Origin of the sequence: Mesorhizobium sp., from assembly GCF_004962245.1 — a bacterium.
GTDB lineage: Bacteria > Pseudomonadota > Alphaproteobacteria > Rhizobiales > Rhizobiaceae > Mesorhizobium.
Genome location: NZ_SUHQ01000003.1, coordinates 252701 through 278722, shown reverse-complemented (window position 1 = coordinate 278722; position 26022 = coordinate 252701). Strand labels below are relative to the sequence as shown.

General features: G+C 63.4%; 21 protein-coding genes. 13 read left to right on the top strand and 8 right to left on the bottom strand.

The window, feature by feature from the left end; genetic code table 11:
- Positions 1-8 precede the first annotated feature (8 nt).
- From E5X88_RS05000 to E5X88_RS04980, 5 genes are all read left to right on the top strand, one after another.
- Positions 9-1220, top strand: a complete 1212-nt coding sequence (locus tag E5X88_RS05000) for an NAD(P)/FAD-dependent oxidoreductase (protein ID WP_292158829.1) — start codon at positions 9-11, stop codon at positions 1218-1220.
- A 22-nt stretch (positions 1221-1242) separates the two neighbouring features.
- Positions 1243-1689: a MaoC family dehydratase gene (locus tag E5X88_RS04995; RefSeq protein ID WP_292158827.1), complete on the top strand. Its 447-nt coding sequence runs from the start codon at positions 1243-1245 to the stop codon at positions 1687-1689.
- Between the two features lie 417 nt (positions 1690-2106).
- Positions 2107-6798 carry an alpha/beta fold hydrolase gene (locus E5X88_RS04990; protein WP_292158825.1) on the top strand — a complete coding sequence of 1564 codons (4692 nt, stop codon included), beginning with the start codon at positions 2107-2109 and terminating at the stop codon, positions 6796-6798.
- 409 nt (positions 6799-7207) lie between these two features.
- Positions 7208-8362 (top strand): efflux RND transporter periplasmic adaptor subunit, encoded by a 1155-nt coding sequence (locus E5X88_RS04985; RefSeq protein WP_292158823.1) that lies wholly within the window; start codon positions 7208-7210, stop codon positions 8360-8362.
- Positions 8362-11493: an efflux RND transporter permease subunit gene (locus E5X88_RS04980; protein WP_292158821.1), complete on the top strand. Its 3132-nt coding sequence runs from the start codon at positions 8362-8364 to the stop codon at positions 11491-11493. The genes E5X88_RS04985 and E5X88_RS04980 overlap by 1 nt, the downstream gene beginning before the upstream one ends.
- A gap of 32 nt (positions 11494-11525) precedes the next feature.
- Here the strand turns inward: E5X88_RS04980 and E5X88_RS04975 are convergent, their stop codons facing one another.
- Both E5X88_RS04975 and E5X88_RS04970 read right to left on the bottom strand, forming a co-directional pair.
- Positions 11526-11984: a hypothetical protein gene (locus tag E5X88_RS04975; protein ID WP_292158819.1), complete on the bottom strand. Its 459-nt coding sequence runs from the start codon at positions 11982-11984 to the stop codon at positions 11526-11528.
- A 64-nt stretch (positions 11985-12048) separates the two neighbouring features.
- Positions 12049-13086, bottom strand: coding sequence for a zinc-binding dehydrogenase (locus E5X88_RS04970; protein WP_292158817.1), 1038 nt, complete (start codon positions 13084-13086; stop codon positions 12049-12051).
- A 121-nt stretch (positions 13087-13207) separates the two neighbouring features.
- Between E5X88_RS04970 and E5X88_RS04965 the strand changes: the two genes are divergently transcribed.
- The 4 genes from E5X88_RS04965 (at position 13208) to E5X88_RS04950 (ending at position 15832) form a co-directional block, all read left to right on the top strand.
- On the top strand, positions 13208-14023 hold the full coding sequence (locus E5X88_RS04965; RefSeq protein ID WP_292158815.1) for an SDR family oxidoreductase: 816 nt from the start codon (positions 13208-13210) through the stop codon (positions 14021-14023).
- A gap of 29 nt (positions 14024-14052) precedes the next feature.
- Complete coding sequence (locus tag E5X88_RS04960; RefSeq protein ID WP_280954153.1) at positions 14053-14547, top strand: MaoC family dehydratase; 495 nt, start codon at positions 14053-14055, stop codon at positions 14545-14547.
- A gap of 182 nt (positions 14548-14729) precedes the next feature.
- The gene (locus tag E5X88_RS04955; protein ID WP_292158811.1) at positions 14730-15380 is read left to right on the top strand and encodes a TetR/AcrR family transcriptional regulator; all 651 of its coding nucleotides are present in this window, start codon (positions 14730-14732) and stop codon (positions 15378-15380) included.
- A 212-nt stretch (positions 15381-15592) separates the two neighbouring features.
- Positions 15593-15832 carry a DUF680 domain-containing protein gene (locus tag E5X88_RS04950; protein ID WP_292158809.1) on the top strand — a complete coding sequence of 80 codons (240 nt, stop codon included), beginning with the start codon at positions 15593-15595 and terminating at the stop codon, positions 15830-15832.
- A gap of 83 nt (positions 15833-15915) precedes the next feature.
- On the opposite strand, the gene E5X88_RS04945 is transcribed toward E5X88_RS04950, so the two are convergent.
- The 6 genes from E5X88_RS04945 to E5X88_RS04920 are packed head-to-tail and all read right to left on the bottom strand — an operon-like array spanning position 15916 to position 21733.
- Positions 15916-16146: a hypothetical protein gene (locus E5X88_RS04945; RefSeq protein ID WP_292158806.1), complete on the bottom strand. Its 231-nt coding sequence runs from the start codon at positions 16144-16146 to the stop codon at positions 15916-15918.
- Positions 16147-16198: 52 nt separating this feature from the next.
- Positions 16199-16771, bottom strand: a complete 573-nt coding sequence (locus E5X88_RS04940; RefSeq protein WP_292158804.1) for a sarcosine oxidase subunit gamma — start codon at positions 16769-16771, stop codon at positions 16199-16201.
- The gene (locus E5X88_RS04935) at positions 16764-19757 is read right to left on the bottom strand and encodes a sarcosine oxidase subunit alpha (protein ID WP_292158802.1); all 2994 of its coding nucleotides are present in this window, start codon (positions 19755-19757) and stop codon (positions 16764-16766) included. Before E5X88_RS04935 ends, E5X88_RS04940 begins: the two co-directional genes overlap by 8 nt.
- Entirely contained in the window at positions 19754-20050 is a 297-nt protein-coding gene (locus tag E5X88_RS04930) for a sarcosine oxidase subunit delta (protein WP_292158799.1), read from the bottom strand. The genes E5X88_RS04935 and E5X88_RS04930 overlap by 4 nt, the downstream gene beginning before the upstream one ends.
- A gap of 7 nt (positions 20051-20057) precedes the next feature.
- Positions 20058-20480: a hypothetical protein gene (locus tag E5X88_RS04925; protein WP_292158797.1), complete on the bottom strand. Its 423-nt coding sequence runs from the start codon at positions 20478-20480 to the stop codon at positions 20058-20060.
- Entirely contained in the window at positions 20480-21733 is a 1254-nt protein-coding gene (locus E5X88_RS04920; protein ID WP_292158795.1) for a sarcosine oxidase subunit beta, read from the bottom strand. Before E5X88_RS04920 ends, E5X88_RS04925 begins: the two co-directional genes overlap by 1 nt.
- Positions 21734-21997: 264 nt before the next feature.
- Between E5X88_RS04920 and E5X88_RS04915 the strand changes: the two genes are divergently transcribed.
- The 4 genes from E5X88_RS04915 (at position 21998) to E5X88_RS04900 (ending at position 25970) form a co-directional block, all read left to right on the top strand.
- Positions 21998-22756, top strand: a complete 759-nt coding sequence (locus E5X88_RS04915; protein ID WP_292158793.1) for an SDR family oxidoreductase — start codon at positions 21998-22000, stop codon at positions 22754-22756.
- A 127-nt stretch (positions 22757-22883) separates the two neighbouring features.
- Positions 22884-23582 (top strand): amino acid racemase, encoded by a 699-nt coding sequence (locus E5X88_RS04910; RefSeq protein ID WP_292158791.1) that lies wholly within the window; start codon positions 22884-22886, stop codon positions 23580-23582.
- A 246-nt stretch (positions 23583-23828) separates the two neighbouring features.
- On the top strand, positions 23829-25064 hold the full coding sequence (locus tag E5X88_RS04905) for an MFS transporter (RefSeq protein WP_292158789.1): 1236 nt from the start codon (positions 23829-23831) through the stop codon (positions 25062-25064).
- A gap of 345 nt (positions 25065-25409) precedes the next feature.
- The gene (locus tag E5X88_RS04900; RefSeq protein WP_292158787.1) at positions 25410-25970 is read left to right on the top strand and encodes an ankyrin repeat domain-containing protein; all 561 of its coding nucleotides are present in this window, start codon (positions 25410-25412) and stop codon (positions 25968-25970) included.
- Positions 25971-26022 lie beyond the last annotated feature (52 nt).

The window sequence follows — 26022 nt, the reverse complement described above, 5'->3', positions numbered from 1 at the left end:
ACATTCCAATGCGTTCCAACGTTGTCCCCCTGCATTCTCACTACGACGCCATCATCGTCGGCGCGCGCTGCGCCGGAGCCTCGACGGCAATGCTGCTCTCCCGGGCGGGATTGCGGGTGCTGGCAGGCGACCGCCAGTCCTATGGATCTGACACGCTATCCACACACGCTCTGATGCGACCAGCCGCCATCCAGCTCTCGCGCTGGGGCCTGCTCCAACCGTTGATCCAAAGCGGTGCGCCGGTGATCAGGTCCACCACGTTTCACTACGGCGAGCAGGAGGTCACTGTACCCATCCGGCCCGAGCCAGATATGCCGGGCTTGATCGCTCCACGGCGCACGGTGCTTGACCGCATGCTGGTCGACGCGGCGCGCGCGGCGGGCGCGACGGTTCTGCATGACACTGCGGTCCATGATCTCGTGTTCGACCCACATGGCCGTGTACGCGGCGTCACGTTCAGGGATGCCGCCGGCCAAACTCGCGAGGTAAGCGCCGATATCGTGGTTGGAGCAGACGGGCTCGGCTCGTTTGTCGCTCGCAAGGTCGAGGCACGAACGCTGGTGCAGGGGCGGTGCTCGGTGGCACATGTCTTCGGCTACGCCCCCACGCCGGCGTTCTCGGGATATCACTGGTATTTCGGCCGGAACCTATCCGGCGGCATGATACCGACGAATGATGGGTTTGCCTGTATCGTCGCCTCCGTTCCGACCGAGCGGTTTGACGCAGAGTTCCGTTTCGATCTTTCCGCCGCACAGCGTGCCCTGGCAGCGCTGGCACCCGGATTGGGATCGCGGGTCTTCGGCAATGGTGGCGAACGTCTGAAGGCCTTCCGCGGCACGCCCGGCCGATTGCGGCAGGCATACGGCCCTGGCTGGATGCTGGTCGGGGATGCCGGCTTCTTCCGCGACCCGCTGACCTCGCATGGTATTTCCGACGCCCTGCGTGATGCCGAGGGGGCCGCGACGGCAATCCTTTCCTGTCGCGAGTCCGCATTGCGGGAGTTCCAAGAAATACGCGATAGCCTCGCACTGCCCATCCTTGAGACCACGGACGCCATCAGTGCGTTCGACTGGTCCCTCGAAGAGCTACCTGAACGTCACAAGCGCTTCAGCGAGGCGATGAAATCCGAGGTCGCTGTGCTCTTGGCCCGGGCGGCGCGCGATCGCCAGGTTCCGCCCATCCCGCAAGGGCTAGTGACGTCGCAGCTAGAGGCAATCTGAAACACAACCAAGGAACAAGGCTATGCAAACGATCATACGATCCGGATGGTCCGGAGTCCGCTTCGGAAAACCGGCAGTCGGAGCCAGTGCAGAGCGAAGGCGCGTCACTCGGGCCAGCGACATCATTGCCTTCAGTGACATGACCGGCGACAGAAACCCACTCCACTACGATGATATCCTGGCTTCCCGCACCGTATTCGGCCGTCTCATAGTTCAGGGCGGTGTCACTTCCGGCCTTCTCAACGCGCTGGTGGCCGAGGACTTGCCGGGACCCGGCAGCGTCTTTCTTGGCGTCGAGTGGAAGTTCCTCAAGGCTGTCGGAATCGGCGAGGAGATCATCGCGCGCGCGGAGGTGCTTAGCGTGCGGGAAGACAAGCCGATCTGCACGCTGTCAACCACCATCGCAAACTCGGCAGGCGAGGTTTGCCTGTCCGGCACGGCAACGACCTACACCGTGCCGCTCGATTAGCCGCCATAGGCTGACGGGCGGCGACGCATTTCCATGCTCTCCCACACGCTGTCTCCAACGGGCGGACCGCATGTTCGAGAAACTTGGCGGAATGGTCCGCTGCAAACCAAGGAGTCAACTTATGAACATCTCATTCGGTATCTATGCAACCCCGCCATCCACTCTGTGGAAGGACATCCGCAAAGGTCCGCCGCTCGAGGCAGTCCGGGAGCACCTCGACCGGGTGGTTGACTTCAGACGCCTTAGCGAGATCGCTCGCAGGGCTGAGGTCCGGTGACGGAGTCCGGGTCGAATGCGATGGCGGGCGTGAAGACACACACCCGCCGTCGGTTAGGATGCTGCAAACGCTTCGTCGCTAATGTAACGCCGACCATAAGATGCTAATGTAAGGCCGACCATACGGTTAGGACAGCCGGATTGAGCTCGGCATTCGAAGTGAGGGTTCTCGGCGACTTCACGGTTCGCTGTGACGGCGAGCCTGTGGCGCTAACGCAATCGCGCAAGACGCGGGCGTTACTCGCCTACCTGGCCGTGCAGCAAAAGCAGCAGCGCCGCGAGCGGCTTTGCGAGATGTTCTGGGACGTCCCCGATGATCCCAGAGGCGCGCTGCGTTGGAGTCTCTCGAAGCTGCGCCAGATTCTAAACGCCGACGGCGAGACACGGCTTATGGCCGACCGCAACGTGGTTCAACTGAAGCCGGGATCGATCTGGCTCGACTACGATCTGATCAGGGGCCTGTCGGCCGATGCGGTTGGTTCGCTGCCTACAGAGCGTCTGGAAGCGATCGCTGCGGCTTTCGCCGGTCCGTTCTTGTCGGACCTCTATCTGCCGCGCTGCCAGGCGTTCGAGGCTTGGCGCGTCTATTGTTCGAATGAGACCGAGATCCTGCGCCTTAAGGCGGTGCGCGCCCTTATCGGTCGCTACGGCGACGAGCCGGAGCGGGCGCTTGCCCATTTGCACACGCTGCAGTCACTTCTTCCGGACAATGATCTCGCTGACGAGATCGCCCGCATTAACGATCAGGCTCGACTGACCGTCGCCGCTGCCCCGATCCGAAGTGGCACGACGGCTGGACCTGTTAGCCGGCCGGCCCCCGAACCTCCGGTGACGGGACCTGCGCCCGACCCCGTCCTGTCGCCTTCGACGGAGGTTTCGTCGGGTAAGCAGCATATACGCTACGTCAATGCCCGCGATGGCACCCGGATCGCCTATGCCATCAGTGGATCCGGGCCAGCGATCGTGCGTGCCTCGCACTGGATGTCCCATCTCGACTTTGATTGGGAAAGCCCGGTTTGGGGACATTGGATCGACGGCCTGTCCAGCGGCTTCACGCTTGTACGCTACGATGGGCGCCTGAACGGCCTTTCCGACACAGTCTGTGAGGATGTGTCTTTCGATGCATTCGTGGACGATCTCGAATGCGTCGTAGAGGCTGTGGGCCTCGACCGTTTCGTCCTCCTTGGAATATCGCAAGGCTGTGCCCTCTCGGTCGAATACGCCATTCGCCATCCCGAGAAGGTCGCGGGTCTCTTGATTTGGGGGGGATATGTTCGTGGGTGGCGAGCGCGCGGAAATGCGGCGGAGATCGCCAGGCGCGAAGCAATCTCGACGTTGATGCGCCGGGGTTGGGGTCAGGACGACCCATTGTTCCGCCAAATGTTCACCAATCTGTTCATACCGGGTGCTAATCGCGTGCAGATGGATTGGTTCAATGAGCTGCAGCGCCGGACGCTCACGCCGGAAAACGCGATGCGGTTGAGCTATGTCTTTGCCGACATTGACATATCGCGATCGCTTGAGAGGCTGCATGTGCCAGCGCTCGTCCTGCATGCCAACGGCGACCGTGTCGCCCCCCTCTCGGAAGGTCTGGAGCTCGGGAGAACGATCCCCGGTGCCCGGTTCATCGAACTGGACAGCGCCAATCACATCCTGCTTGCCGAGGAACCCGCGTTCCGCGACTTCCTCCTCGAGGCGTCGGCATTTGCGAACGAAGTGCTTCAGGCGCGAACGGCAGTTACGGTCGATCCGAGGACCCGGCGACAGGCAACGATCCTGTGCGCCGATTTCCGATATGCGGAACAGGTGATGGAGAGCCTGCCTCCCGACGTTGCGCTCGAGCGGGTCGATCCTTTCCTCATGCAGGCCACCGCCCTCGTGCGCGACAACGGAGGAACGGTTCTGACGATTTCCGAGAATGAGCTCGTCGCGTCGTTTGGCGCGCCTGAGCCGCTCGAAGGACATGCTGCACTTGCCTGCCGGACCGCACTCGCGCTGCGCGAGCTCGCGCTCGGTCACGCCGATTGGATGACCGGCGTCCGTGCTGCACTGGACACAGGCATCGTGATCGTCGGCCCGGCACCTGACCGGGCTTTGGAGGTGCGCGGCGGGCCGGTGTCCGTGGCCCATACGCTGAGCCAGGCGTTGGGGCGCGATCTCGTGGTGGCAACCGCCAGGACCCGGGCATCGGCTGGCGGCTTCGTCGGCATGCAAGCGCTGGCAGTGCCACTTCTGTCGGAATACCCGAAGGACCAGCGGCTTTTTGAAGTGACCGAGATCAAACGGGGCCGCTCGCGCTGGCAGTTGCGTGCCGAAACGCAACTGTCGCCCTTTGTCGGCCGCGAGATGCAGCTGCAGCTTCTGAACAGGGCCTGGCATGACACGTCCGACGGCGAAGGCCAGACGATTTTCGTGGTGGGCGATCCCGGTCTCGGCAAGTCGCGCCTCACACATGAATTCGTTGGCGCCATCCCCCATGATGACGCCGAGAACCTGGAAGTCGGCGCGCTGGAAACGGACCTGCACAGTGGCTTCGTCGTGGTTCGGAAGCTGCTGCAGGCTCTGTTCGGCGTGGGCGACACCGAAGCGCCGGCGATCGCGATCGAAAAGGTGCTGGCCGTGCAAAGCGCGCGGGGATTCGACGAGCGGCTCCTCGATCCGATCATGGCAATCATGGAACTGCCCGTTCAGAGCTCGAGTTGGGCCACTATTTCCGGCCAGGAACGGTCGCGGCGTATGCAGGAGGCAGCGGTTGGGCTTTTATTGTTCCTTGGTCGCGGGAAGCCCGTCGTTCTCCTGGTCGAGGATCTCCATTGGATAGACGCCGAGAGTGAGGGGGTCCTGGTGCGGCTGGCGCAGGCAGTCCCCACTGTTCGCTGCCTGCTTATCCTGACCTGTCGACCTGAATACGATCGCAGTGCCTTCGCCGCTGCAGGAACTTCCGAAATCCGCCTGCCTGCGCTCAACACGGCCGAAGCAGCAGCACTTCTTGACTACCTGGTCGGCAGGGACCCCCAGCTTGAGCGGCTCTGCGGCGCAGTCTCGGATGCATGCAAAGGCAATGCGTTGTTCCTGGAAGAGACCATCCACGCCCTCGCCGAGACCGGCAAGCTGGAAGGGCAGCCGGGCCGCTACCGGGCTTCGGCCGACGTCGACGAGATCGTCGTTTCGGCGAGTATCCAGACGATCGTCGAGGCCCGGTTCGAACGTCTCGACAAGGATGCGAAGCGGGTCGCCGAGGTCGCCTCGATCTTCGGCGGAGAGATTCCGGTGCTTTTGCTACAAAAGATGGCGGCGCTGTCGAGCCTTCGCTTCGATGCCGCCCTACAGAATTTGAAGAAGGCCGATCTCCTGGTGGAGCTCCAGGTTTTTCCCGAGGCTTTCATCCGTTTCAAGCACGTCCTCATCCGAGCCGCAGTGTCAGGACGCATCGTATCGTCCGCGCTCGTCGAGCTTCACAGGGCTGCGCTCGCCGAACTCAAGACCTATTACGCGGACAGGCTTGAGGAACACAGCGAGCGCCTGGCCAGACACGCGCAACAGGCTCACCTTTGGGACGAAGCCGTCGGCTATCTCTTGATCTCGGCACGCAAGGCGATCAGGCGGTCGGCACACGCCACTGCGCTTGACCAGTTGGACCTCGGGGTTCGGCTGCTGAGGAAAAACGATGTTGCCGACGCCGACGAGCAAGAGATCGAGTTCCAGCTCGCGAGGGGCGTGGCCCTCATGGCGGCTCGCGGTTGGGGTGCGACCGAAGTGCTCGCCGCGTTCGAGCGTGCCGAGGAGCTTTGCGGTAAGATCGGCGACCAGGCGCGTCTGTTCACGGCACTGCGCGGGAGAGCTCAATACTATATGCTTAGCGGTAAGCCCGCAGCGGCGCAGGAACTGGCGTGCCGATGGGCTGGCATGGTTAAGGACGACAGCGATCTCGGTCTCGCGATCGAGACCGAGCACATGTTCTGGACAAACAATTTTTTCCTTGGGGAGACCGCGGCGGCCCAGAACCATGCGGAACGCGCCATCGGCCTCTACGACCCCGATCGCGATCATTATCTGACGTACAAGTACTCCGGTCATGACCCAGGCGTCTGCTGCCGCTGCTTCGCGGGGTTGTCAGCCTGGCTGGCCGGCGAGCCGGATAAGGCAAGGCTACGGTGCCAAGACGCAATCGGACTCGCCGGACGTTTCGAGCATCCGCTGAGCATGGCGCTTGCGTATTGGGGGACCAGTTACCTCCATATGTTCGCAGGGGACCCTGAGGCCGCGCTTCGGGCAGCGGAAAGCGAGCTGCAGATAGCAGAGAAGTTCCAGTTGCCGCTCCTTGTCGGCCAAGCCGCGTTCCAGGTTGGATGGGGGCAATTCCGGCTTGGGGAACGGGAGGCCGGCCTGCGCGGCATGGAGGAAGCCATATCCGCCATTCGCCGGACCGGCGCCGAAATGGGGCTGCCCTATCTGATAGGCCTTTACGCAGAAGCGCTGAGCGACAGCGGCAGGCTGGACAGCGCTCGCAAGTCGGTTGAAGCTGCCCTCGAGCTCGGCCGCTACAATGGAACCTATTTCCAGCTCGCTGAAGTCCTCAGGATCGAAGCCTGTATCCACGAAAAGAGCGATGGCGGATCTGACGAGATCGAGAGGATGCTCCACATGGCTGCGAACGTCGCTACCTTGCAGCGTTCCGCGATTGGTCAACTGCGTATCGCTTTGGAACTCGCTCGCTGTCTTCGAAGCCGTGGAGATGTCGAGAAAGCGCGTGAACTTATCGCGCCTCACCGCGAGCTTGTCGGTAAGCTCGATGACAGCCAGGATGCGCGCGCGGCGCGTGAGTTCTTCTAATCTAGCCAACGTGGCTACGTGACGTGTGCCCAGCGACCGCGCCGCCCGCCACTGCGGCTGAGCAAGCCTTCTCTAGCCTGAAATTCCCCAAGGCCATGAACCCTGCACGTTTGGTTCACAGAGGCGGACAATTTCAATAGGTTAGCGGTCACAGGATTTTGCGAAGCTAGACGAGAACGTCGTGGTAAATCTCATGAAGTACGGCTGAAGGGCCTTGAACCATTGGCAGCAGCCAGCTGATCGAGCTTGCCCCCTGGCGTAGCCGATCCGCCAACCTTACGCCGATTTAATGTGCAAGCGAGCGGGAGAATTGCCATAAAGCCTTGATATCATCCCAAGTCTCGGATCGTGCCGTCTCGTCTACTCAACTTGGGAACCGTAGACGGTATCCTTGCCAACCGGAGTGCCGATGGCCGCCTGGAAACAGATCGTTTTTGCACTTGTGATCCTCGTCGCGGCCGCGGCCGCCTGGCTTCGCTTTTTTCCAGGCGCGCCGGATGTGCTGGCGCGCTGGGGCATCGACTGGGCTTATGCCGCGACGCCTCCGACCGGGGCGGTCGACAAGACCGGGCAAGCAGGCGGCCGCAACGGCGCCGGCCAGCAGGTGACGATCGTCGCATTGCCGGCGGCCTCGGCCATCATCAACGATCGCTTGCAGGCGATCGGCACCGGCCGCGCCAACGCCTCGGTCACGGTCAATCCCTACAGTACCGGCCGTCTCATCGAGTTCCTGGTCGAGTCCGGCGCCCATGTCGAAAAGGGACAGGTGATCGCAACCCTCGATTCCGACACGGAGGAGATCGCACAGGACCGCGCCAAGGTTGCTTTGCAGGACGCGCAAGCCAAGCTCGACCGGGTCAAATCACTGCGGGCTTCCAACGCCGCGACAGCGGTCGCGGTTGCCGATGCCGAAGTGGTGCTGGCCAATGCCAAGCTGGCGCTTCGCGACGCGGAACTGGCCTTGCAGCGCCGCTCGATCGTCGCGCCGATCGCCGGCGTCGTCGGCATCCTGCCGATCGCCGCCGGCAACTATGTGACCAGCCAGTCGGCGGTCGCCACGCTCGACGACCGCTCCAGCATACTGGTTGAATTCTGGGTGCCGGAGCGCTTCGCCGCCGCCGTCAAGGTCGGCGCGCAGTTGTCGGCGACGCCCATCGCCAATCCCAACAAAGCCTATACCGGCACGGTTTCCGCTATCGACAACCACATCGACGAAGCCAGCCGTACCCTTCTGGTCAAGGCAAAGATCGCCAATCCGGCCGATTCGCTGCGTGCCGGCATGTCCTTCCAGATCACCATGAAGTTCCCCGGCGACAGCTATCCGGCAGTCAGTCCGCTGGCGATCCAGTGGGGTTCGGACGGTGCCTATATCTGGGCCATCGAGGACGGCAAGGCCAAGCGGGTGGCCGTGCGCATCATCCAGCGCAACACCGAGACCGTGCTGATCGACGCCCCGATCGTCAGCGGCGACATGGTGGTGACCGAAGGCACCCAGAGCGTCAGCGAAGGCGGCGAGGTCCGCATCGCCGGCGAAGAACAGCGCGCCGCGGACGCCGACGGCTGATGACCACAACCAACAATGCCGCCAGCGACACGGGCTTCACCGCGCTGTTCATCCGCAGGCCGGTGATGGCCTTCGTCCTGAACACATTGATAGCGGTTGCCGGCCTTGCCGCCTTCTACGGTGTCGAGGTTCGCGAACTGCCTGATGTCGACCGCGCCGTCATCACCGTTTCCACGGCCTTCGACGGCGCCGCGGCCGAGACCGTCGATCGCGAGCTGACCGACACGATCGAAGGAGCGGTTGCCCGCGTCTCCGGCGTCAAGTCGATCTCGTCCACCTCGTCCTTCGGCTCGAACCGCGTCACCATCGAGTTCAACGACGGCGTCGACCTCGATGTCGCCGCCTCCGATGTGCGCGATGCCGTCGGCCGCGTCGCCGACCAGATGCCGGACACGGCGGACGCGCCGCGCATCGTCAAGGCCGACGCCAATTCCGATCCGGTGATGCGGCTGGCCGTCACCTCCGACACCATGCCGGTGCAGGACATGACGGTGCTGGTCCAGGACCAGATCGAGGACACGCTTGCCGCCGTGCCTGGCGTTGCCGACGTCCAGGTCTATGGCGACCGTGACAAGATCTTCCGCATCGATGTCGACCAGAACAAGCTCGCCAGCCTGGGCTTCACCGTCGCCGATCTCAGGACAGCGCTGGCCTCGGTCGCATTCGACTCTCCGGCGGGCTCGATCACCTCGACCAACCAGGATCTCATCGTGCGCACGACGGCGGACGTGACCACGCCGGAGGAGTTCGAAAACCTCATCATCGGCGGTACGACGCGCATCCGCGACGTCGCCACGGTCACGCTCGGCCCCGACATCGGCCAGACCTCGCTGCGGTCGAACGGCAAGAACGGCATCGGTCTCGGCATCATCCGCCAGGCGGAATCGAACACGCTGGATATTTCGACCGGCGTGCAGGCCGCTGTCGACAAGCTGCAAGCGGATCTGCCCCAGGGCATGACGATCAAGGTTACCAGCGACGATGCGGTCTTCGTCAACGGTGCGGTGCATGAGGTCGAGATCGCGCTCGGCCTGTCCGTCTCCATCGTGCTGATCGTCATCTACGTGTTTCTCCTCGACTGGCGCGCAACGCTCATTCCGGGGCTGGCTATGCCGGTCGCCATGATCGGAACGATCGCCGCGATCTATCTCGCCGGCTTCTCGGTCAACATATTGACGCTGCTCGCTTTGGTGCTGGCGACCGGCCTGGTCGTCGACGACGCCATCGTCGTCCTGGAAAACATCGTGCGACGACGCAACGAAGGCATGGGACCGCGCGCCGCAGCTGTACTTGGCGCCCAGGAAGTGTTCTTCGCCGTGATTGCCACGACGCTGACGCTGGTCGCCGTCTTCGTGCCGATCTCCTTCCTGCCGGGCCAGACCGGCGGCCTGTTCCGCGAATTCGGCTTCGTGCTCGCCATATCGGTGCTTCTGTCCGCCATCGTGGCGCTGACCCTTTGTCCGATGCTTGCCTCGCGCATGCTGTCGGCTGCGCCGCTCCACCACGAAGGCGGCAATGGCGTCGGCGCCCGCATCGGCGGCGCGCTGAACACGCTCTACCGGCGCTGCCTGCGCATCTGTCTTGACGCGCCGTGGATCGTGCTTCTGGTCGCGGCGCTGTTTGCAGCCACCGCCTTCACGCTCTTTGGCACGATCCGCCAGGAACTGACGCCTACCGAGGACCGTGCCGTCGTGCTCATGCGCGTCGACGCGCCGCAAGGCGTCAGCCTCGACTACACGGCCGAGCAGATGCAGAAGATCGAAAGACTGATCCAGCCGCTGCGCGACTCCGGCGAAATCCGCAACACGTTCGAGAGCGCCGGCCGGAACGGTGCCTACAATGCCGGCTTCATGGTGATGACGCTGGCGCCATGGGATGAGCGCACCCGCAGCCAGCAGCAGATCATGGCCGACATCAGCCGGCTCACCCGGCAGGTGCCGAGCGTGCGCGTCTTTCCGATGCAGGCCAACAGCCTCGGCATTCGCGGCGCAGGCAACGGCCTGCAGTTCGCGCTGGTCGGCAACAACCGCGTGGCGCTCGGCGAGGCCGCGGGGAAGATCATCGCCGAAATGCAGAAGGATCCTGGCTTCCAGTCGCCCCGGCTCTCCGTCGACCCGACGCAACCCCAGCTTTCCGTGGCCATCGACCGCGAGCGCGCTTCCGACCTCGGCATCGACATCACCGGGCTTGCCAACACCTTGCAGGCCATGCTCGACGGCAATGATGTTGTCGACGTCTATATCGCAGACCGCAGCTACGGGGTGAAACTCGTCTCGACGACCAATCCGATCAACGATCCGACCGATCTGGAGAACATCTTCCTGAAGACGGCCGACGGCCGCTTCGTGCCGATGTCGACCATCGCCACCTTGACCGAGCGCGCCGTGCCGCCCTCGCTGACCCGCGAGCAGCAACAGCCGTCGGTGGCGATCACCTCGAACCTGAGCGGCGATCTCGCGCTCGGCCAGGCGCTCACCCGCGCCGTGGCAATCGCCACGCCGCTTCTGCCGCCGGGCAGCCGCATCGTGCCTTTGGCCGAGGCGGCGACGCTGGGCGAGACCAACAGCGCCATGATCACCATCTTCGGTTTTTCGCTGGTCATCATCCTTTTGGTGCTCGCCGCCCAGTTCGAGAGCTTCGTCAGCGCCATCATCATCATGGCAACGGTGCCTCTCGGCCTGGCCTGCGCGATCTTCGCCCTTTTGCTCAGCGGCACCAGCCTCAACGCCTACAGCCAGATCGGCCTGGTGCTGCTGGTCGGCGTCATGGCCAAGAACGGCATCCTGATCGTCGAGTTCGCCAATCAGTTGCGCGACCGCGGGCTCGGCGTGCGCGAGGCGATCGAGCAAGCCTCCACCATACGCCTGCGGCCGGTGATGATGACGATGATCTGCACCGTGCTTGGCGGCGTGCCGCTGGTGCTGGCGAGCGGCGCCGGCGCCGAGGCGCGCATCGCGCTCGGCTGGGTGATCGTCGGCGGCCTGGGGCTTGCCACCGTCTCGACACTGTTCCTGACGCCGGTCGCCTATCTGCTGCTCGGCCGCTTCGTGACGCCGAAGGTGGAAGAAGCATCACGGCTGAAGCGCGAGCTCGAGGAAGCCGCCTACACTAATGTCGAGCCGGCGGAGTAGGCCCTTCCGTTTGCGGAGGGGATACCGTTTGACTAATTGCCTGTGAAATCCGGCAGTCGAAAATATGGCCTTCGCGGATCAAAGGGATACTTTGGCTCACCCTTGCCCGCTGAAACGGCACCCGCGATCAGCACCCCTTTCGGTCCAAATTGATAGTCGATGCCGGCGCAAAGGTGGGCAAGATCCTGGTAGTTAAAACTACGCAGCGCACTACCACCTTCGAATGCGGCTGCTTTCAGTTGCTCAGGCGTGAGCGGGTCAATCATCCTATCGCGATAGGCTTTGACCTTGGCCTTATTGAGCTTGGACGACTGGCATTCGGCGCCGATAACCCGCGCCAGCATGATATTTCTAACTGCGGTCGCGGCTGGATCATCCAAAGGGGTCGAATATTTCTTGAGAAAATAGTTCGTACTCGGATCGTTGGTCATCGACTTGCGCCAAAAGGGCGGGAACTTGTCTGCAGCCTCGGCGAAAATTGTACTTGCCATCGACACAAGGACAACCCCGACAAACCGTTGTAACCGCATGGGCGTAACCTTGAGCTATTCTGATTCAGGGCCTTATAAACACCTTGCCATTCGGCTTGGCCAGTTCCGCCGGCACGCGCCCGATCGCCTCGTCCAGCGGCACGATCGCCGTCACATCGGTCGACCAGCGGCCGTCGGAAAAGCGCTTCTGCGCCTCCATGATCGCCGGTCCGCGGCGGTCGCGGAACTGGCGCATCCATTCGCTCAGCCAGAAGCCTTCGATACGCTTGTGCTGGAAGATCAACTGGCCGGGTTCGCGGATGACGGTCGTGTCGGGATCGAGCCGCCCATAGATGATCCAGCGCGAGCGCTTCGGCATGGCGTGGAAGATGGCCGAGGCCAGCGGCCCGGTCACCGCGTCGAGGAAGATGCGCGGCTGTTCGGTCTTGATCACTTCGCGCAGCATCGCCTTGAAGTCCGGCGCCTTCTCGTTGAGGACATGGGCTGCACCACTCTCCTTCAAAAGCGCGATCTGCTCGTCGCGGCGCACGGTGACGATCGGCCGGAACCCTGCCTCCTTGGCCAGGCCTGCTATCAGCTTGCAGAGCTGGCTGGCACCGGCGGTCATGATGAAGGCCTTCTCGCCTTCCTGTTTGACGATGTCGAACATGGCAAGCGCGGTGAGCGGATTGACGATCATCGCTGCACCATCCTCGTCGCGGACCGTGTCGAGCAGCGGGATGCAGACGACCGCTTCGGCGACGGCGTATTCGGCCCATGAGCCCCAATTGCTGACGCCAGTGGCGAAGGCGACGCGCTTGCCGACCAGGCTTTTGGGATAAGGCTCGTCGCCGCCGGCGACGACGATGCCGACGCCCTCGAAGCCAGCCGGCTGGCCCTTGACGCGCGGCTGGCCATACTGGCCCTTGATAAAGGCGACGTCGGACGGGTTGATCGAAGCCAGGCTGACCTTGATCAGCACTTGGCTTTGGCCGGGCGCCGGCACCGCGACCGCGCCCGGCTGCACATAGGGCTCCATCGCTTCCAGCGCGCTGCCGGAAGGTGTCCTGGTGTAGCCGTCGCCAACGAGCAGGAGCGCCTTCATCTCTGATGGAACGTCCATTGCTCTTCACCCCCTCACGAACGCGTGGGCACTTTACCCGTGGCAAGGATGACCGTACTTCGGGTAGCCTTGTCAACGCGAGTTCCTCACCCGGATGGCGAGAAGGCGCGGAGGAGTTGCTATGAGCTATGTCGACGAGCTGTTTTCTGTCGCCGGCAAGACCGCGCTGGTGACCGGGGCTGCGACCGGCATCGGCCGCATGGCGGCGACCGCACTGGTCAGGGCCGGCGCCACCGTGTTGATCGCTTCGCGCAAGGGCGAGGATTGCACTAGGGTTGCCGGCGAATTGAACGGCCTCGGCGGCTCCGGCCGGGCCGAGGGGTTTGCCGGCGATGTCTCCAGCGAGGCCGGTATCGCGGCACTGGTCGCCGAGGTCAAGGCGCGCACGGAGCGGCTGAACATCCTGATCAACAATGCCGGCATTTCCTGGGGCGCGCCGCTGGAAAGCTTCCCCTACCACGCCTGGGCCAAGGTGTTCGGCGTCAACGTCACCGCTGTGTTCCATCTGACGCGTGAGCTTCTGCCGCTGCTTGACGCCGCCGCAAGCGATGCCGATCCGGCCAGGGTGATCAATCTGGGCTCGGTGATGGGCACCCAGCCGCTGGCCGACGACGCATATTCCTACTCTGCCTCGAAGGCTGCGGTTCACCATCTGACGCGCATTCTGGCGATCGAGTTCGCAGCCCGCCGCATCACCGTCAACGCCTTTGCCCCCGGCCCCTTTCAGAGCCGGATGACGGCTTTCGCCACCGCGACCGAGCAGCAGGCAAGACATGTCGGCGACCATGTTCCGCTTCGTCGCATCGGCGCGCCGGATGACATTGCCGGCGCAACGCTCTATTTGTGCAGCCGTGCTGGCAGCTATATCACCGGCGCCATCCTGCCGATCGATGGCGGGCAATCGGTGCAGCATGGGCTGACACTGTTCAAGGAATGAATGAAGCCGCTCGCGCTCCGGGCGGTTTAATGGAGGACATCAGCGTGGAACCGATCAGTCTCGATGTGCTTCTGGCCAGCGTCGGCAAGGAAGTCGGCGTGTCGCCGTGGCGAGTGGTCTCGCAACGCATGATCGACCAGTTCGCCGATGCCACCGACGACCACCAGTTCATCCATTGCGATCCGGAGCGCGCCAAGCGCGAGACGCCGTTCGGCGGCACCATCGCGCACGGCTTCCTGTCGCTTTCGCTTTTGTCGGCGATGACCTTCGAGACCATGCCGCCGCTCGAAAACAGCAAGATGGGCGTCAACCACGGCTTCGATTCGCTGCGCTTCCTGGCGCCGGTGAAGACCGGCTCGCGCATCCGCACCCGTTTCGTGCTTGCCGACGTCAAGGTCAGGCCGTCGGGCTGGGTGCAGACGGCGCATGACGTGACCATCGAGATCGAAGGCTCGAAAAAGCCTGCGTTGACCGCGCGCTGGCTGACGCTGACGCTGATCGAACGTCAGCCAGAGGCGGCGTGATTGGCGCGAAATGGCGAGGCGGCGAAAGTTGCTCGCGGGCCTTGCGGCGAGGCTGATCGACGAGGGGAAGCAGGGCGGCACCGGTAACCCTGTTGGGGCGATCGCCTTGTCCAATTCCGTACAGCGTATATAAATTAGCCAGCCACCAACCGACACCGCCAACAAACCAAGGCAGGCGAAAATTGCCGCTCAGCGTCCAGACACGCCGCGAGAAACAAAAGGCCAAACTGCGCTCCGAACTTGTCGATGCGGCGCACAAGCTCGTGCAGGAGGAAGGCTATGAGGGCCTCACCATCCGCAAGCTGGCCAAGCGCGTCGGCTATGCACCGATGTCGGTCTATTCCTATTTCGCCGACAAGCAGGACATCTTGTTCGCGCTGGCCGAGGATGCGTTCCAGACTTTGGCCAAGCGTATTAAGGATCACCCGGCCGACGATCCGATCGAGGCGCTAAAGGTGATCATGGCCGAATACGCGGCCTTCGGCCTTGGCAATCCCAACGAATATCGCACGGTGTTCATGACCGAAAGGGTCAAGCCCCCGGAAGGCAAGACCTTCGCCGAGATGCAAGAGGGGAACCCGTTGATGAAAGTGCTGATCGAAAGGGTTGAGGCCTGTGTTGCCGCCGGCAGGCTCAAGGGCGATCCGCGCGCTATCGCCACCATGCTGTGGGCGGTCGGCCACGGCACGATCTCGCTGCTGATCACCTTTCCCTTCTATCCGTTCGGCGACCAGCAGGCTTTCGTGACGCGGATGTGCGATTTCGCGCTTGCCGCGCTGGCGACGCAGGACGTGCCCCCGCTGTCGGAGGCGCCGGTCAACTGCTGCCCGTAAACCGACGATCACCCCTGGGCGAAGGGCGAGATTAACAGTCTCGCCCGCCATGTTCCTGCGGCTCGCATGCCTTTCCCGTCTTTCGAACCTAGCCTTTCAAAAATCATCGTACATGTACGATTCCTGCTTGAACTCCGCATTCGCCGGCCGTATCTGTACGTTATGCCGTACATGTACGAACTCAATTCAGCCGCCGAAACCGGAGACAGACCATGAAAAAGACAATGCTCGCTCTCGCCGCCGTACTGGCATTCTCGGGCGCGGCCTACGCTGGCCAGAACCAGCCCGGCAAGCAGGCGCCGGCCGCGGCCTGCGTCGACGCCAGCGTCAAGCTCGATTGCGGTGCGACCGGATCGGTCGAAAAGACAGACACGGCCAAGGGCTCGACTGAAAACAAGGGCCCGCGGCTCGGCATCGACATCGATCCGTGGATCGTGCCCAGCACGTTCTGAGGTTCGAAAACAGATGGGCGGCAGGAAATCCTGACCGCCCGTTCTCGTGGCCATTTCAGCCGGCCCGCTGGACCTGGTGGAAGCTATTTCCTGCGCTTCTTCATTCCGGCCACAATCTTGGCCTTGCCGGGCTTTGCGGGAGCGCCGGAAATCGAAGTCCCGGTGATCGACACCGGATCGCTGGCGGGAAACGTATCCTCGAGCCCTTCCTCAAGCTCCTCTTCAATGTTCGGTTCTTGATGTTGCTCGTGTTCGAGAGAGCGCACGGCCGACGTCTTCTGGACCGGTGACTTCGGCGGGGATTTCGACGGCATCGATATTCTCCCTCGACTTGCTCGGGCAAACGGTCGAGCGCAGCGAATGTTCCTAAGCCGCCGCGTCGCCTGCTGCCTCAGACAGGAAAGTAAAAACATAGTCGGAGAAGGAACGCCAGCATTCGACCCGGAAAGTGTCTGCCGCTGTGCGCAACAGCACGATCTCGACCTTGCCCAGAATGGTGCGCGAGGCCGCGCCCACGGGAAAGGCGCCAAGCGACAGGTCCTGCGGACAGCCGGAATTGATCGTCGTCGCTGCCGCTGGGCCAGTGACCGATATGGCGACGTTGCGATGCGAGATGCCGACCGCCGAATGCAGCACTGTGACCTTGGCGCAGTCGGCGAGCGGGTCTTTTTCGGCCTCGTCGATGACCAGCCATTCGTCCGGCCCAAGCCACAAGGCCGTGCGCCCTGCCCTTGACGCCGAGGTCTTCGGCTTTCGCGGCAGGGTCACGCCGAGCGCCTTCGAAAGCGCAGCGATCGAAGCGTCCGGCGCGCGCAGCGAAATGCGCTCCGCCGGTGGCAACACAGCAAGCGTGACACCAGCGGCGGAAAGCTCCTGGCCGGCGAGCGCGGCGCGGCGTTCGGCCGGCGCGGGAGCAGCAATTTTGATAGCCTTAGCCATTGAGGCGCTCCCCCTTCTCGTCGAAGAACACCATGCCGGTGACCTCCACCTCGATCGTTCCGTCAGGCATCGGCACATAGAGCGTCTCGCCCATCCGATCGCGACCGCCGGCAACCAGAGCCAGCGCGATCGAGCGGCCGCAATTTTCCGACCAGTAGCTGGAGGTGACATGGCCAATCATTTTCATCGGGATCGCCTGCTTCGGATCCTCGACGATTTGTGCGCCTTCTTCCAGCACCACCTTGGGATCCTTGGTTTTCAGGCCGACAAGCTGCTTGCGGCCCTTGGCGACGAGGTCCGGCCGCGCCATGCCGCGAATGCCGACGAAATCGGTCTTCTTCTTGCCGACCGCCCAGTCGAGCCCGGCATCGTTCGGCGTCACCGTACCGTCGGTGTCCTGGCCGACGATGATGTAGCCCTTTTCGGCGCGCAACACGTGCATCGTCTCGGTGCCATAGGCACAGGCGCCGTGCTTCTGGCCCTCGGCCCACAGTGCCTCCCAGACGGCCTGGCCGTAATCGGCCGGCACGTTGACCTCGAAGCCGCGCTCGCCGGTGAACGACATGCGGAACAGCCTTGTCGGCACGCCGCAGATCCTGCCCTCACGCACCGACATATGCGGCAGCGCCTCGTCCGACATGTCGATGCCTTCGACCAGGGGCGCGATGATGTCGCGTGACTTTGGCCCTTGAACGGCGATGACGGCCCACTGCTCGGTGATCGAGGTCAGCCAGACATTGAGATGCGGGAACTCGGTCTGGAGGTAATCCTCCATATGGTTCATGACACGCGGCGCGCCGCCCGTCGTCGTCGTTACATGGAAGCGGTCCGGCGCCAGTCTGCCCACCACGCCGTCGTCATAGATGAAACCATCCTCGCGCAGCATGATGCCATAGCGGCAGCGGCCGGGCTCCAGTTTCTCCCACGGGTTGGTGTAGAGCAGTTCCATGAACTTCGCCGCATCCGGCCCGACCACCTCGATCTTGCCCAGCGTCGAGGCATCGAACAGGCCGGCCGTCTTGCGCACCGTGACACACTCACGATCCACGGCGGCATGCATGTCCTCGCCCGCCTTCGGGAAATACCACGCGCGCTTCCATTGGCCGACATCCTCGAAGACCGCGCCTTGAGCCTCGGCCCAGGGATGGATCGCAGTCTTGCGCGTCGGGTCGAACAGCGGACCCCGGGCGTGCCCGATGATCGAGCCGAACGTCACCGGCGTGTAGGGTGCCCGGAACGTCGTCAGGCCGACCTGCGGGATCGGCTTGCCGAGCGTCTCGGCGGCGATGGCCAGCCCGTGCATGTTGGAGGTCTTGCCCTGATCCGTCGCCATGCCGTTGGTGGTGAAGCGCTTGACGTGCTCGATCGAGTGCATGCCTTCATGCACCGCCTGGCGGATGTCCTTGGCGGTGACGTCGTTCTGGAAATCGACAAACGCCTTGACCGTCGTATCCGGCCCGGCGCCGGGCGCCGCACCCAGCATGCCGCGCGACCAGCTCTCGCTGGCGTCGACCTTCGGCTTGGTTCCCTTGACCACGCTGGCGCCGGCATCTTTCGCCGCCTTGGCGCCCGCCGCATAGGCTTCGTCGATCGTCGCCGACAACCCATCGGTGCCGTTGCAGGCGCCGACGGAGACGCAGTCCTGCGCATAGGTGCCGGGCACGAAGCGCTTGGTCTCGTCGTTGAAGGCGACCTTGCCGCGCGACTGCGAGAACAGATGCACCGACGGCGTCCAGCCGGCCGACATCAGGATCGCGTCGACGGGAATGGTGCGCTCGCCGCCGCCATTCTTCGGCTGCACGGTCATCGACGACACGCGCAACTTGCCGCCGGCGCGGATCGCCGCGCGGCCGAAATTGACCTCGATGCCGAGCGCCCTCGCCTCGTCGATCACCGGTCCGGTCGGATTGTCGCGCAGGTCGATGATCGCCGCCACGTCGACGCCGGCCTTCTTCAGGTCGATCGCCGCCGCATAAGCGGAATCATTGGCCGTATAGACGCCGACATTCCTGCCGACCGCGACGCCATAGTGGTTGAGATAGGTGCGCGCCGCAGACGCCAGCATGATGCCCGGCCGGTCGTTGTCGGCGAACACCATGTGGCGCTCGATGGCGCCCGTCGCCAGCACCACGCGCTTGGCGCGGACCTGCCACAGCCGCTCGCGCGGCAGCTCGCCGCCGGGGTTCCGCAAATGGTCGCTGACACGCTCGACCAGCCCGACGAAGTTCTGCGCGTAATAGCCGAAGGCCGTGGTTCGGGAGAGAACGCGGACATTGTCCATGTCCCTGAGCTTCGCGACCGCCGCCTGCGCCCAGGCAAAACCGTCCTGCCCCTCGATCTGCGCGCCGCTCTCGAAACGAAGGCTGCCGCCGAAATCCGCCTGCTCGTCCGCAAGGATGACGCGCACGCCGGTCTCGGCCGCTGCAAGGGCGGCGGCGATGCCCGCAGCACCTCCGCCAAGCACCAGCACGTCGCAATGGGCGAAGCGCGCCGAATAGTGGTCGGGATCGGGCTGGTCGGGGGCAACGCCAAGGCCGGCCGCCGCCCTGATCTTGGGTTCGTAGAAGTTCTTCCAGGCGGCCTTCGGCCACATGAAGGTCTTGTAGTAGAAACCGGCCGAAAACAGCGGCGATGCGATGTCGTTGACGGCGCCGACGTCGAAGGAAAGCGACGGCCAGCGGTTCTGCGACTGCGCCGTCAGCCCGTCATAGAGCTCCTGCACCGTGGCGCGCACATTCGGCGTTTTGCGCGCCGCGTCGCGCTTGATCTCGACCAGCGCATTAGGCTCTTCCGCGCCAGCCGACAGGAAGCCGCGCGGCCGGTGGTATTTGAACGAACGGCCGACCAGATGGACGCCGTTGGCGAGCAGAGCCGAGGCCAGCGTGTCGCCCTCGACGCCGCTATAGGACTGGCCGTCGAAACTGAAGCGGGCCGTCTCTGCCTGCTTGAGGCGCCCGGCGCCGGGAATGCGGAACGCTGCGATCATTTGGCGGCTCCCGGCAGTTTCGCGGGCTTCGGCTCGCCGGCCTTGTAGGTCATCAGGAATTTGTCGCTGACGGTGTCGCGCACGGCGTTGAAGAACCGCGCGCAGCCATGCATGTGCCGCCAGCGCTCATAGATGATGCCTTTGGGATTCGAACGGATGAAAAAGAACTTTTCGAAGTCGTCATCGGTCTCGCCGGCCATGTTTGCCGAACGCGCGATATGCGCCTCGCCGGCGTTGCGGAACTCGAGTTCCGGACGCTCTTCCTCGCAATAGGGGCAGCGGATGAGAAGCATGGTTTTCCTACAATTCGCCGTGGCCGACGCGGGCGCCGGCCGGTTGATCGCAAAGCCTCTGGCCTAATATCGCGAAGGGCGCGACGAGCCGGATGCGCTCCTCGACGCTTGCCGCGGCGCGAAAAAGCGCGCGGTTCGCCATGTTGCCGATGGTGAGTTGGATCGGATCCGTCGTGACGATGACGCCGCGCGGCTCGAATGGCTCGTCTTCGTCCAGATCGGATGGCCGGCCTTCAAAGAACGAGACGATCCTTTGGCCGCCGCTCCAGACGCAGGCCAGAATGCCGCCGTCGACGGAAAACGGCCATTCCGTCTCGTTTTCGGCGCGGCTGATCGGCTGTACACGCACCTCGTCCGGCGACGGAACGTGGAACAGGCCCTGCTCGCCCGCGAGCATCAACGGCATGGCGACAGCTATCTCGGCCATCATCAGTGCGCCACCGCCGCCGCTGCCGCCTCGTCGATCAGGCGGCCGGTGCGGAAGCGCTCGATGGTGAAGGGCGCGTTGATCGGATGCGGATCGTCCCTGGCGATGGTGTGGGCAAAGACATGGCCCGAACCCGGCGTCGCCTTGAAGCCACCCGTGCCCCAGCCGCAATTGACATAGAGGCCGGGCACCGGCGTCTTGGCCAGGATCGGCGAGCGGTCGGGCGTCACGTCGACGATGCCGCCCCAACTCCGCAGCATCTTCATGCGCGTGAAGATGGGGAACATCTCGCAGATGGCGTCGAGCGTGTGCTGAAGAATGTGCAGGCCGCCCGTCTGCGAATAGGAGACATATTGATCGGTGCCGGCGCCGATGACCAGCTCGCCCTTGTCGGACTGCGAGATATAGGCGTGCACGGTGTTCGACATCACCACGCAGGGGAATACCGGCTTGACCGGCTCCGACACCAGCGCCTGCAGCGGATAGCTTTCCAGCGGCATGCGCACGCCGGCCATGTTCATGATGACAGAGGAATGGCCGGCGGCAACGACGCCCACCTTCCTGGCGCCGATGAAGCCGCGCGTCGTCTCGACGCCCGTGACCGCACCATTTGGCGCCCGCTTGACGCCGGTGACCTCGCAATTCTGGATGATGTGGACGCCGCGCGCCGAAGCGCCGCGCGCATAGCCCCAGGCGACGGCATCGTGGCGCGCGGTGCCGCCGCGGCGCTGCAAGGCCGCACCCACCACGGGATAGCGCGCATCGCGCGAAATGTTGAGCGGCGGGCAGAATTCCTTGGCCGCTTCCGGCGTCAGCCACTCATTGTCGATGCCGTTCAGCCGGTTGGCATGGACGTGGCGCTTCAAGACCTGGATGTCGTGGACGTTGTGCGCCAGCATCATGACGCCGCGCGGCGAATACATGACGTTGTAGTTGAGCTCCTGGCTGAGCCCGTCCCACAGCTTCAGCGCATGGTCGTAGATACCGGCGCTCTCGTCATAGAGATAGTTGGAGCGGATGATGGTGGTGTTGCGGCCGGTGTTGCCGCCGCCGAGCCAGCCCTTTTCCAGCACCGCGACATTGGTGATGCCATGCACCGTGGCGAGATAGTAGGCGGTGGCCAGGCCATGACCGCCGGCGCCAACGATGATGACGTCGTACTCCTTCTTCGGCTCCGGCGAGGACCACTGTTCCTCCCAGCCCTTGTGACCGCGCATGGCCTCCCGGGCGATGGCGAATACCGAATATTTTTTCAACGTTCTGGCCTCGCAGATACCGGCCGGGCATCCAATCGAGCCCCGGCGCGCGAGGTGTATCACTAGCGAAACCGCGCTGCCACCCTTGCGCTGTTTGCGACGGCGCTTGCCGTTTTGCGCCGCGACAAAAAAGCCGCATCGGAAGTGACGAACGATCAAGCCCTGGCGCGAGGTCTTCGCAGGTATCGGGTGGCTCGCACCGCCGCGATCTGCGACCAAGCATCCGATTGCCGGCGACGCTGGCGCGAAGACAAGGATGAAAAAATGTTCGCACTCACCAACAAGGTCGCCATCGTTACCGGTGCCAGTTCCGGCATCGGCCGCGCCACCGCAAAACTCTTTGCCGAGGAAGGCGCCAAGGTGGTCGTCGCCGGCCGCCGTCAGGCCGAGCTTGATTTGCTTGTCGCCGAGATCGCGGACGTCGACGGCGCCGCAATCGCCCTTGCCGGCGACGTCAGGGATGAAGCCTATGCCAAGGCCCTTGTCGATCTTGCGGTGGGCAGCTTCGGCGGGCTCGACATCGCATTCAACAACGCCGGCTCCGTGGGTCAGATGGGACCGGTTCCCGACATGTTGCTGAAGACGTGGCACCAGACCATCGACACCAATCTGACCGGCGCCTTTATCGGGGCGAAATACCAGGTGCCAGCGCTGCTGGGGCGCGGCGGCGGCTCCCTGATCTTCACCTCCAGCTTTGTCGGCCGCACCGCCGGCATGCCGGGCATGGCCGCTTACGCGGCTGCCAAGGCCGGCCTGATCGGTTTGACGCAGGTTCTGGCGGCCGAATACGGAGCACAAGGGCTGCGCGTCAACGCATTGCTGCCGGGCGGCACCGACACGCCGGGGGCGACGACGACCACGCCGGAAGCGCGGGCCTTCGTCGAGGGTATCCATGCCCTGAAACGCATGGCGCAGCCGGAAGAGATCGCCCGCTCGGCGCTCTATCTGGCGTCCGACGCATCGAGCTTCACCACCGGGACGGCACTGTTCGCCGATGGCGGCGTCTCGATCAACCGAACGTGAGGCGTTTCGCGACCGGGCGTAGGCGAGCAAGAAACAGACGCCGGGCGATGGGATGTTAGAACGGACCGACACAACGAGAAGATCGCGCCCGTTGCGGACATATCCGATCGTGCCATAATGCGTTCGTATGACCCAGCATATCGGCATTGTCGGATGCTCCGCCGAAGGGGCCGCACTCTGTTACAAGACGATCTGCATCGAGGGTGCTCGCCTCCTCGGCCGTCATGCCCATCCCGAAGTCTCAATGCACACGCACTCGCTGGCCGACTACGTGACGTGCCTCGACAATGACGATCTGGACGGGGTTGGTGAGCTTATGCTTTCGTCGGCCCGCAAGCTCGCGTCCGCCGGTGCCGATTTTCTCATCTGCCCCGACAACACCATCCACCAGGCCATGCACTATGTTGAGCGACGATCCCCGTTGCCCTGGCTCCACATCGCCGAAGTCGTTGCACAGGAAGCAGCGGCGCGCGGCTATCGTCGCCTTGCCATTACGGGGACACGATGGCTGGTGGACAGTGAGGTCTACCCTTCCAAGCTCTCGGACCACGGTTTGCACTTCATGCGACCGTCCAGGGAGGAACGCGACGCGATAGATCGCATCATCATGTCCGAGCTGGTCGGTGGTATCTTCAAGCCGGAAGGCATTCGCACCTTCCAACAGGTCATAGAGCGGATGAAGGGCGAAGGCTGCGACGCGGTCATACTCGGCTGCACAGAGATACCGCTGATCATAAACGACAGCAATTCACCGCTCCCAACGCTGGACTCCACACGGCTGCTCGCACGAGCAGCTCTCCAGCGATCCGTGACGGAGTATGCGTGACTTCGGTGTTGGCTGCCCTCAAAGGGGATGCGTTGACGGCGTGCCGGTTTCCGCTTAGCGTGCAATGTCATGAACATAGCAATGGTTCTTGTCGTGGTAACTGAGCGCATGGGCAGGATGGTGTAACCATCCGGCGAAAGCACCCATGCGCGGTAAGCAGGCTCCTGACTGACGGGGCCTTTTTTATGCCCGGAGATCGGGCCACGCCTCGTCAGACTTTCACGATCCCGCTGACAAGAAACCACCATGGACGACAATCCCATTCAGAGTTCGTGTGCTCAAACCAGCCCGACGACTGCTCCGCCCCGGCTGACGACTCTCATCCTGCTTTCGGCACTCGCAGTGCTGCCGGTGAATATGATCTTGCCGTCGCTGCCGAACATTGCCGCGACGTTCCAGGCGGATTTCGCGCTCGTCAATCTTTCGGTTGCCGGCTATGCGATCGCCACCGCCCTGACAGAAATCGTCGCAGGCGCGATCTCGGATCGGTATGGGCGCAGGCCGGTCGCGTTGATGGCTATCTCCATCTTCATTGTCGCGTCCATTGGCTGCGCTTTGGCTACCAGTATTGGCGCTTTCCTTCTGTTTCGAGCGCTGCAAGCGTCCATTGCCGCCTGCTTTTCCATCGCGCTGGTCGTCATCAAGGAAACGTCCGGTGAACACAAAGCCGCAAGCAAAATTGGTTACCTCGCCATGGGATGGGCGATCGCACCAATGCTCGGGCCTATGTTTGGCGGGTTGGTGGACGAGTTGTTCGGATGGCGGGCGATCTTCGTCGCCTTTGCCATCCTCGGCGCGGCCGTCCTCGTTTTGTCCATGCGCGATTTAAAAGAAACCGCCCCGCGCTCGTCGAGATCGAACGGGAACCATCTTGCCTCATACGGGCAGCTCCTGAGTTCGGCACGGTTCTGGGCTTACACCCTGTGCATGGCCTGCTCCATGGGGACCCTCTATGTCTTCCTAGGAGGGGCCCCGTTGGCTGTCGAAAACTCGCTCGGCGGATCAAGCGCGAAACTGGGCTTCTACATGGGGATGGCCCCGGCGGGCTTCATCCTGGGCAGCTATTTGGCTGGCCGTTATGCCTCTCGGCTCGCGCTGAACACCACCCTTATTCTTGGGCGTCTCCTGACGTGCATAGGCCTGTCGGTTGGCTTGATCCTATCCATGTTGGGCATCACCCACGTTCTTGCGTTCTTTGGACCCTGCATGTCTGTCGGCATAGGCAATGGTTTGACCATGCCCGCCGCCAACACCGGCGTGCTGTCCGTGCGTGCCGATCTCGCCGGCACCGCCGCGGGGCTGGCCGCCGCGCTGACAATTGCCGGCGGAGCGCTCATAGCCTCTGTCGCCGGTCTGTTTCTTGCGCAGTCAGGTGCAATCCACGCGCTGCTCGGCATGATGCTGCTAACGGCATCGCTCGCATTGCTGGCGGCCCTTTACGCGGCTTTCGTCGATCGGCGTGCCTCCAGGCCGGATTCCTAGCGGACGGCCGTTTTCCAGCAGACGATGCCCTAGACTAGGAGCTATGTCGTAGTCCAACTTGCCAAAGCCAGAAGGTCGCGCAGCAAACATACAGCGAGCTATTGCGCCGCCGTGGGCTTGTCCACGAGTTTCTCAATCAGTCGCCTGAGTTCGGATGGTGTCGTCTTGCCTTCGCCTTCTTGAAAGGCGACGCTCCAAGGCCATGCCAGCAAGGACGCCAAGCAACGCCCTCCAGAACGGTAGTGAACGCTGGCCGCCAAGCACATTGGAACAGCCCCGACTCGCCTTCCCACGGACGGAGATCGAGGCAATGTTAGCCTTCAATTTCACCCTCTGGGTCGTGCCATGCTAGAAGTTCCCAACGATCGATGCGAGCGCCACCGCCTGTTCAAGGCCATCGACGATGCCTTCAAGGCCGGCGATTTCGATGCCCTCGGCAAGGCCCTGGGCGGTTCGCCGCGCTGGTTCGACGAACGCATGCCGTTTGAGCTCAGCCTTGGCCATCCGCTGGAATATGCGATCTACTGGAGTCCCGTCGCCTTCGTCTCGGCGCTGCTCGATGCCGGCTCAAACCCGAACTATGAGGATCCTGACGGCTTTCCTTCAATCATTGCGGCGCTGTCCACCGAGCGCGCGGACAGGCACGAGATCATCAGCATCCTGCTCGATCACGGTGCCGACGCCGACATGCGGGGCGTCAACGACTGGACGCCGCTTCACTACGCCGTGGCCATACGCGACGCCGAGGCGATCCGCCTGCTTCTTGCCGCCGGTGCAGACCCGTCGCTCGAAACCCGCATCGACGATTATGCGACACCACTCGAGGGCGCCGAGGATGCTGGCTTCGAAGCCGGCGCCTCGCTCCTGCGTGAGGCGATGAACAGGCGAGACGGAATTCAGCGGTGACGGGCGCGGGCGATGGCCGATTTCGGTCGCAACCTTAGACCTTCCTCAGCCC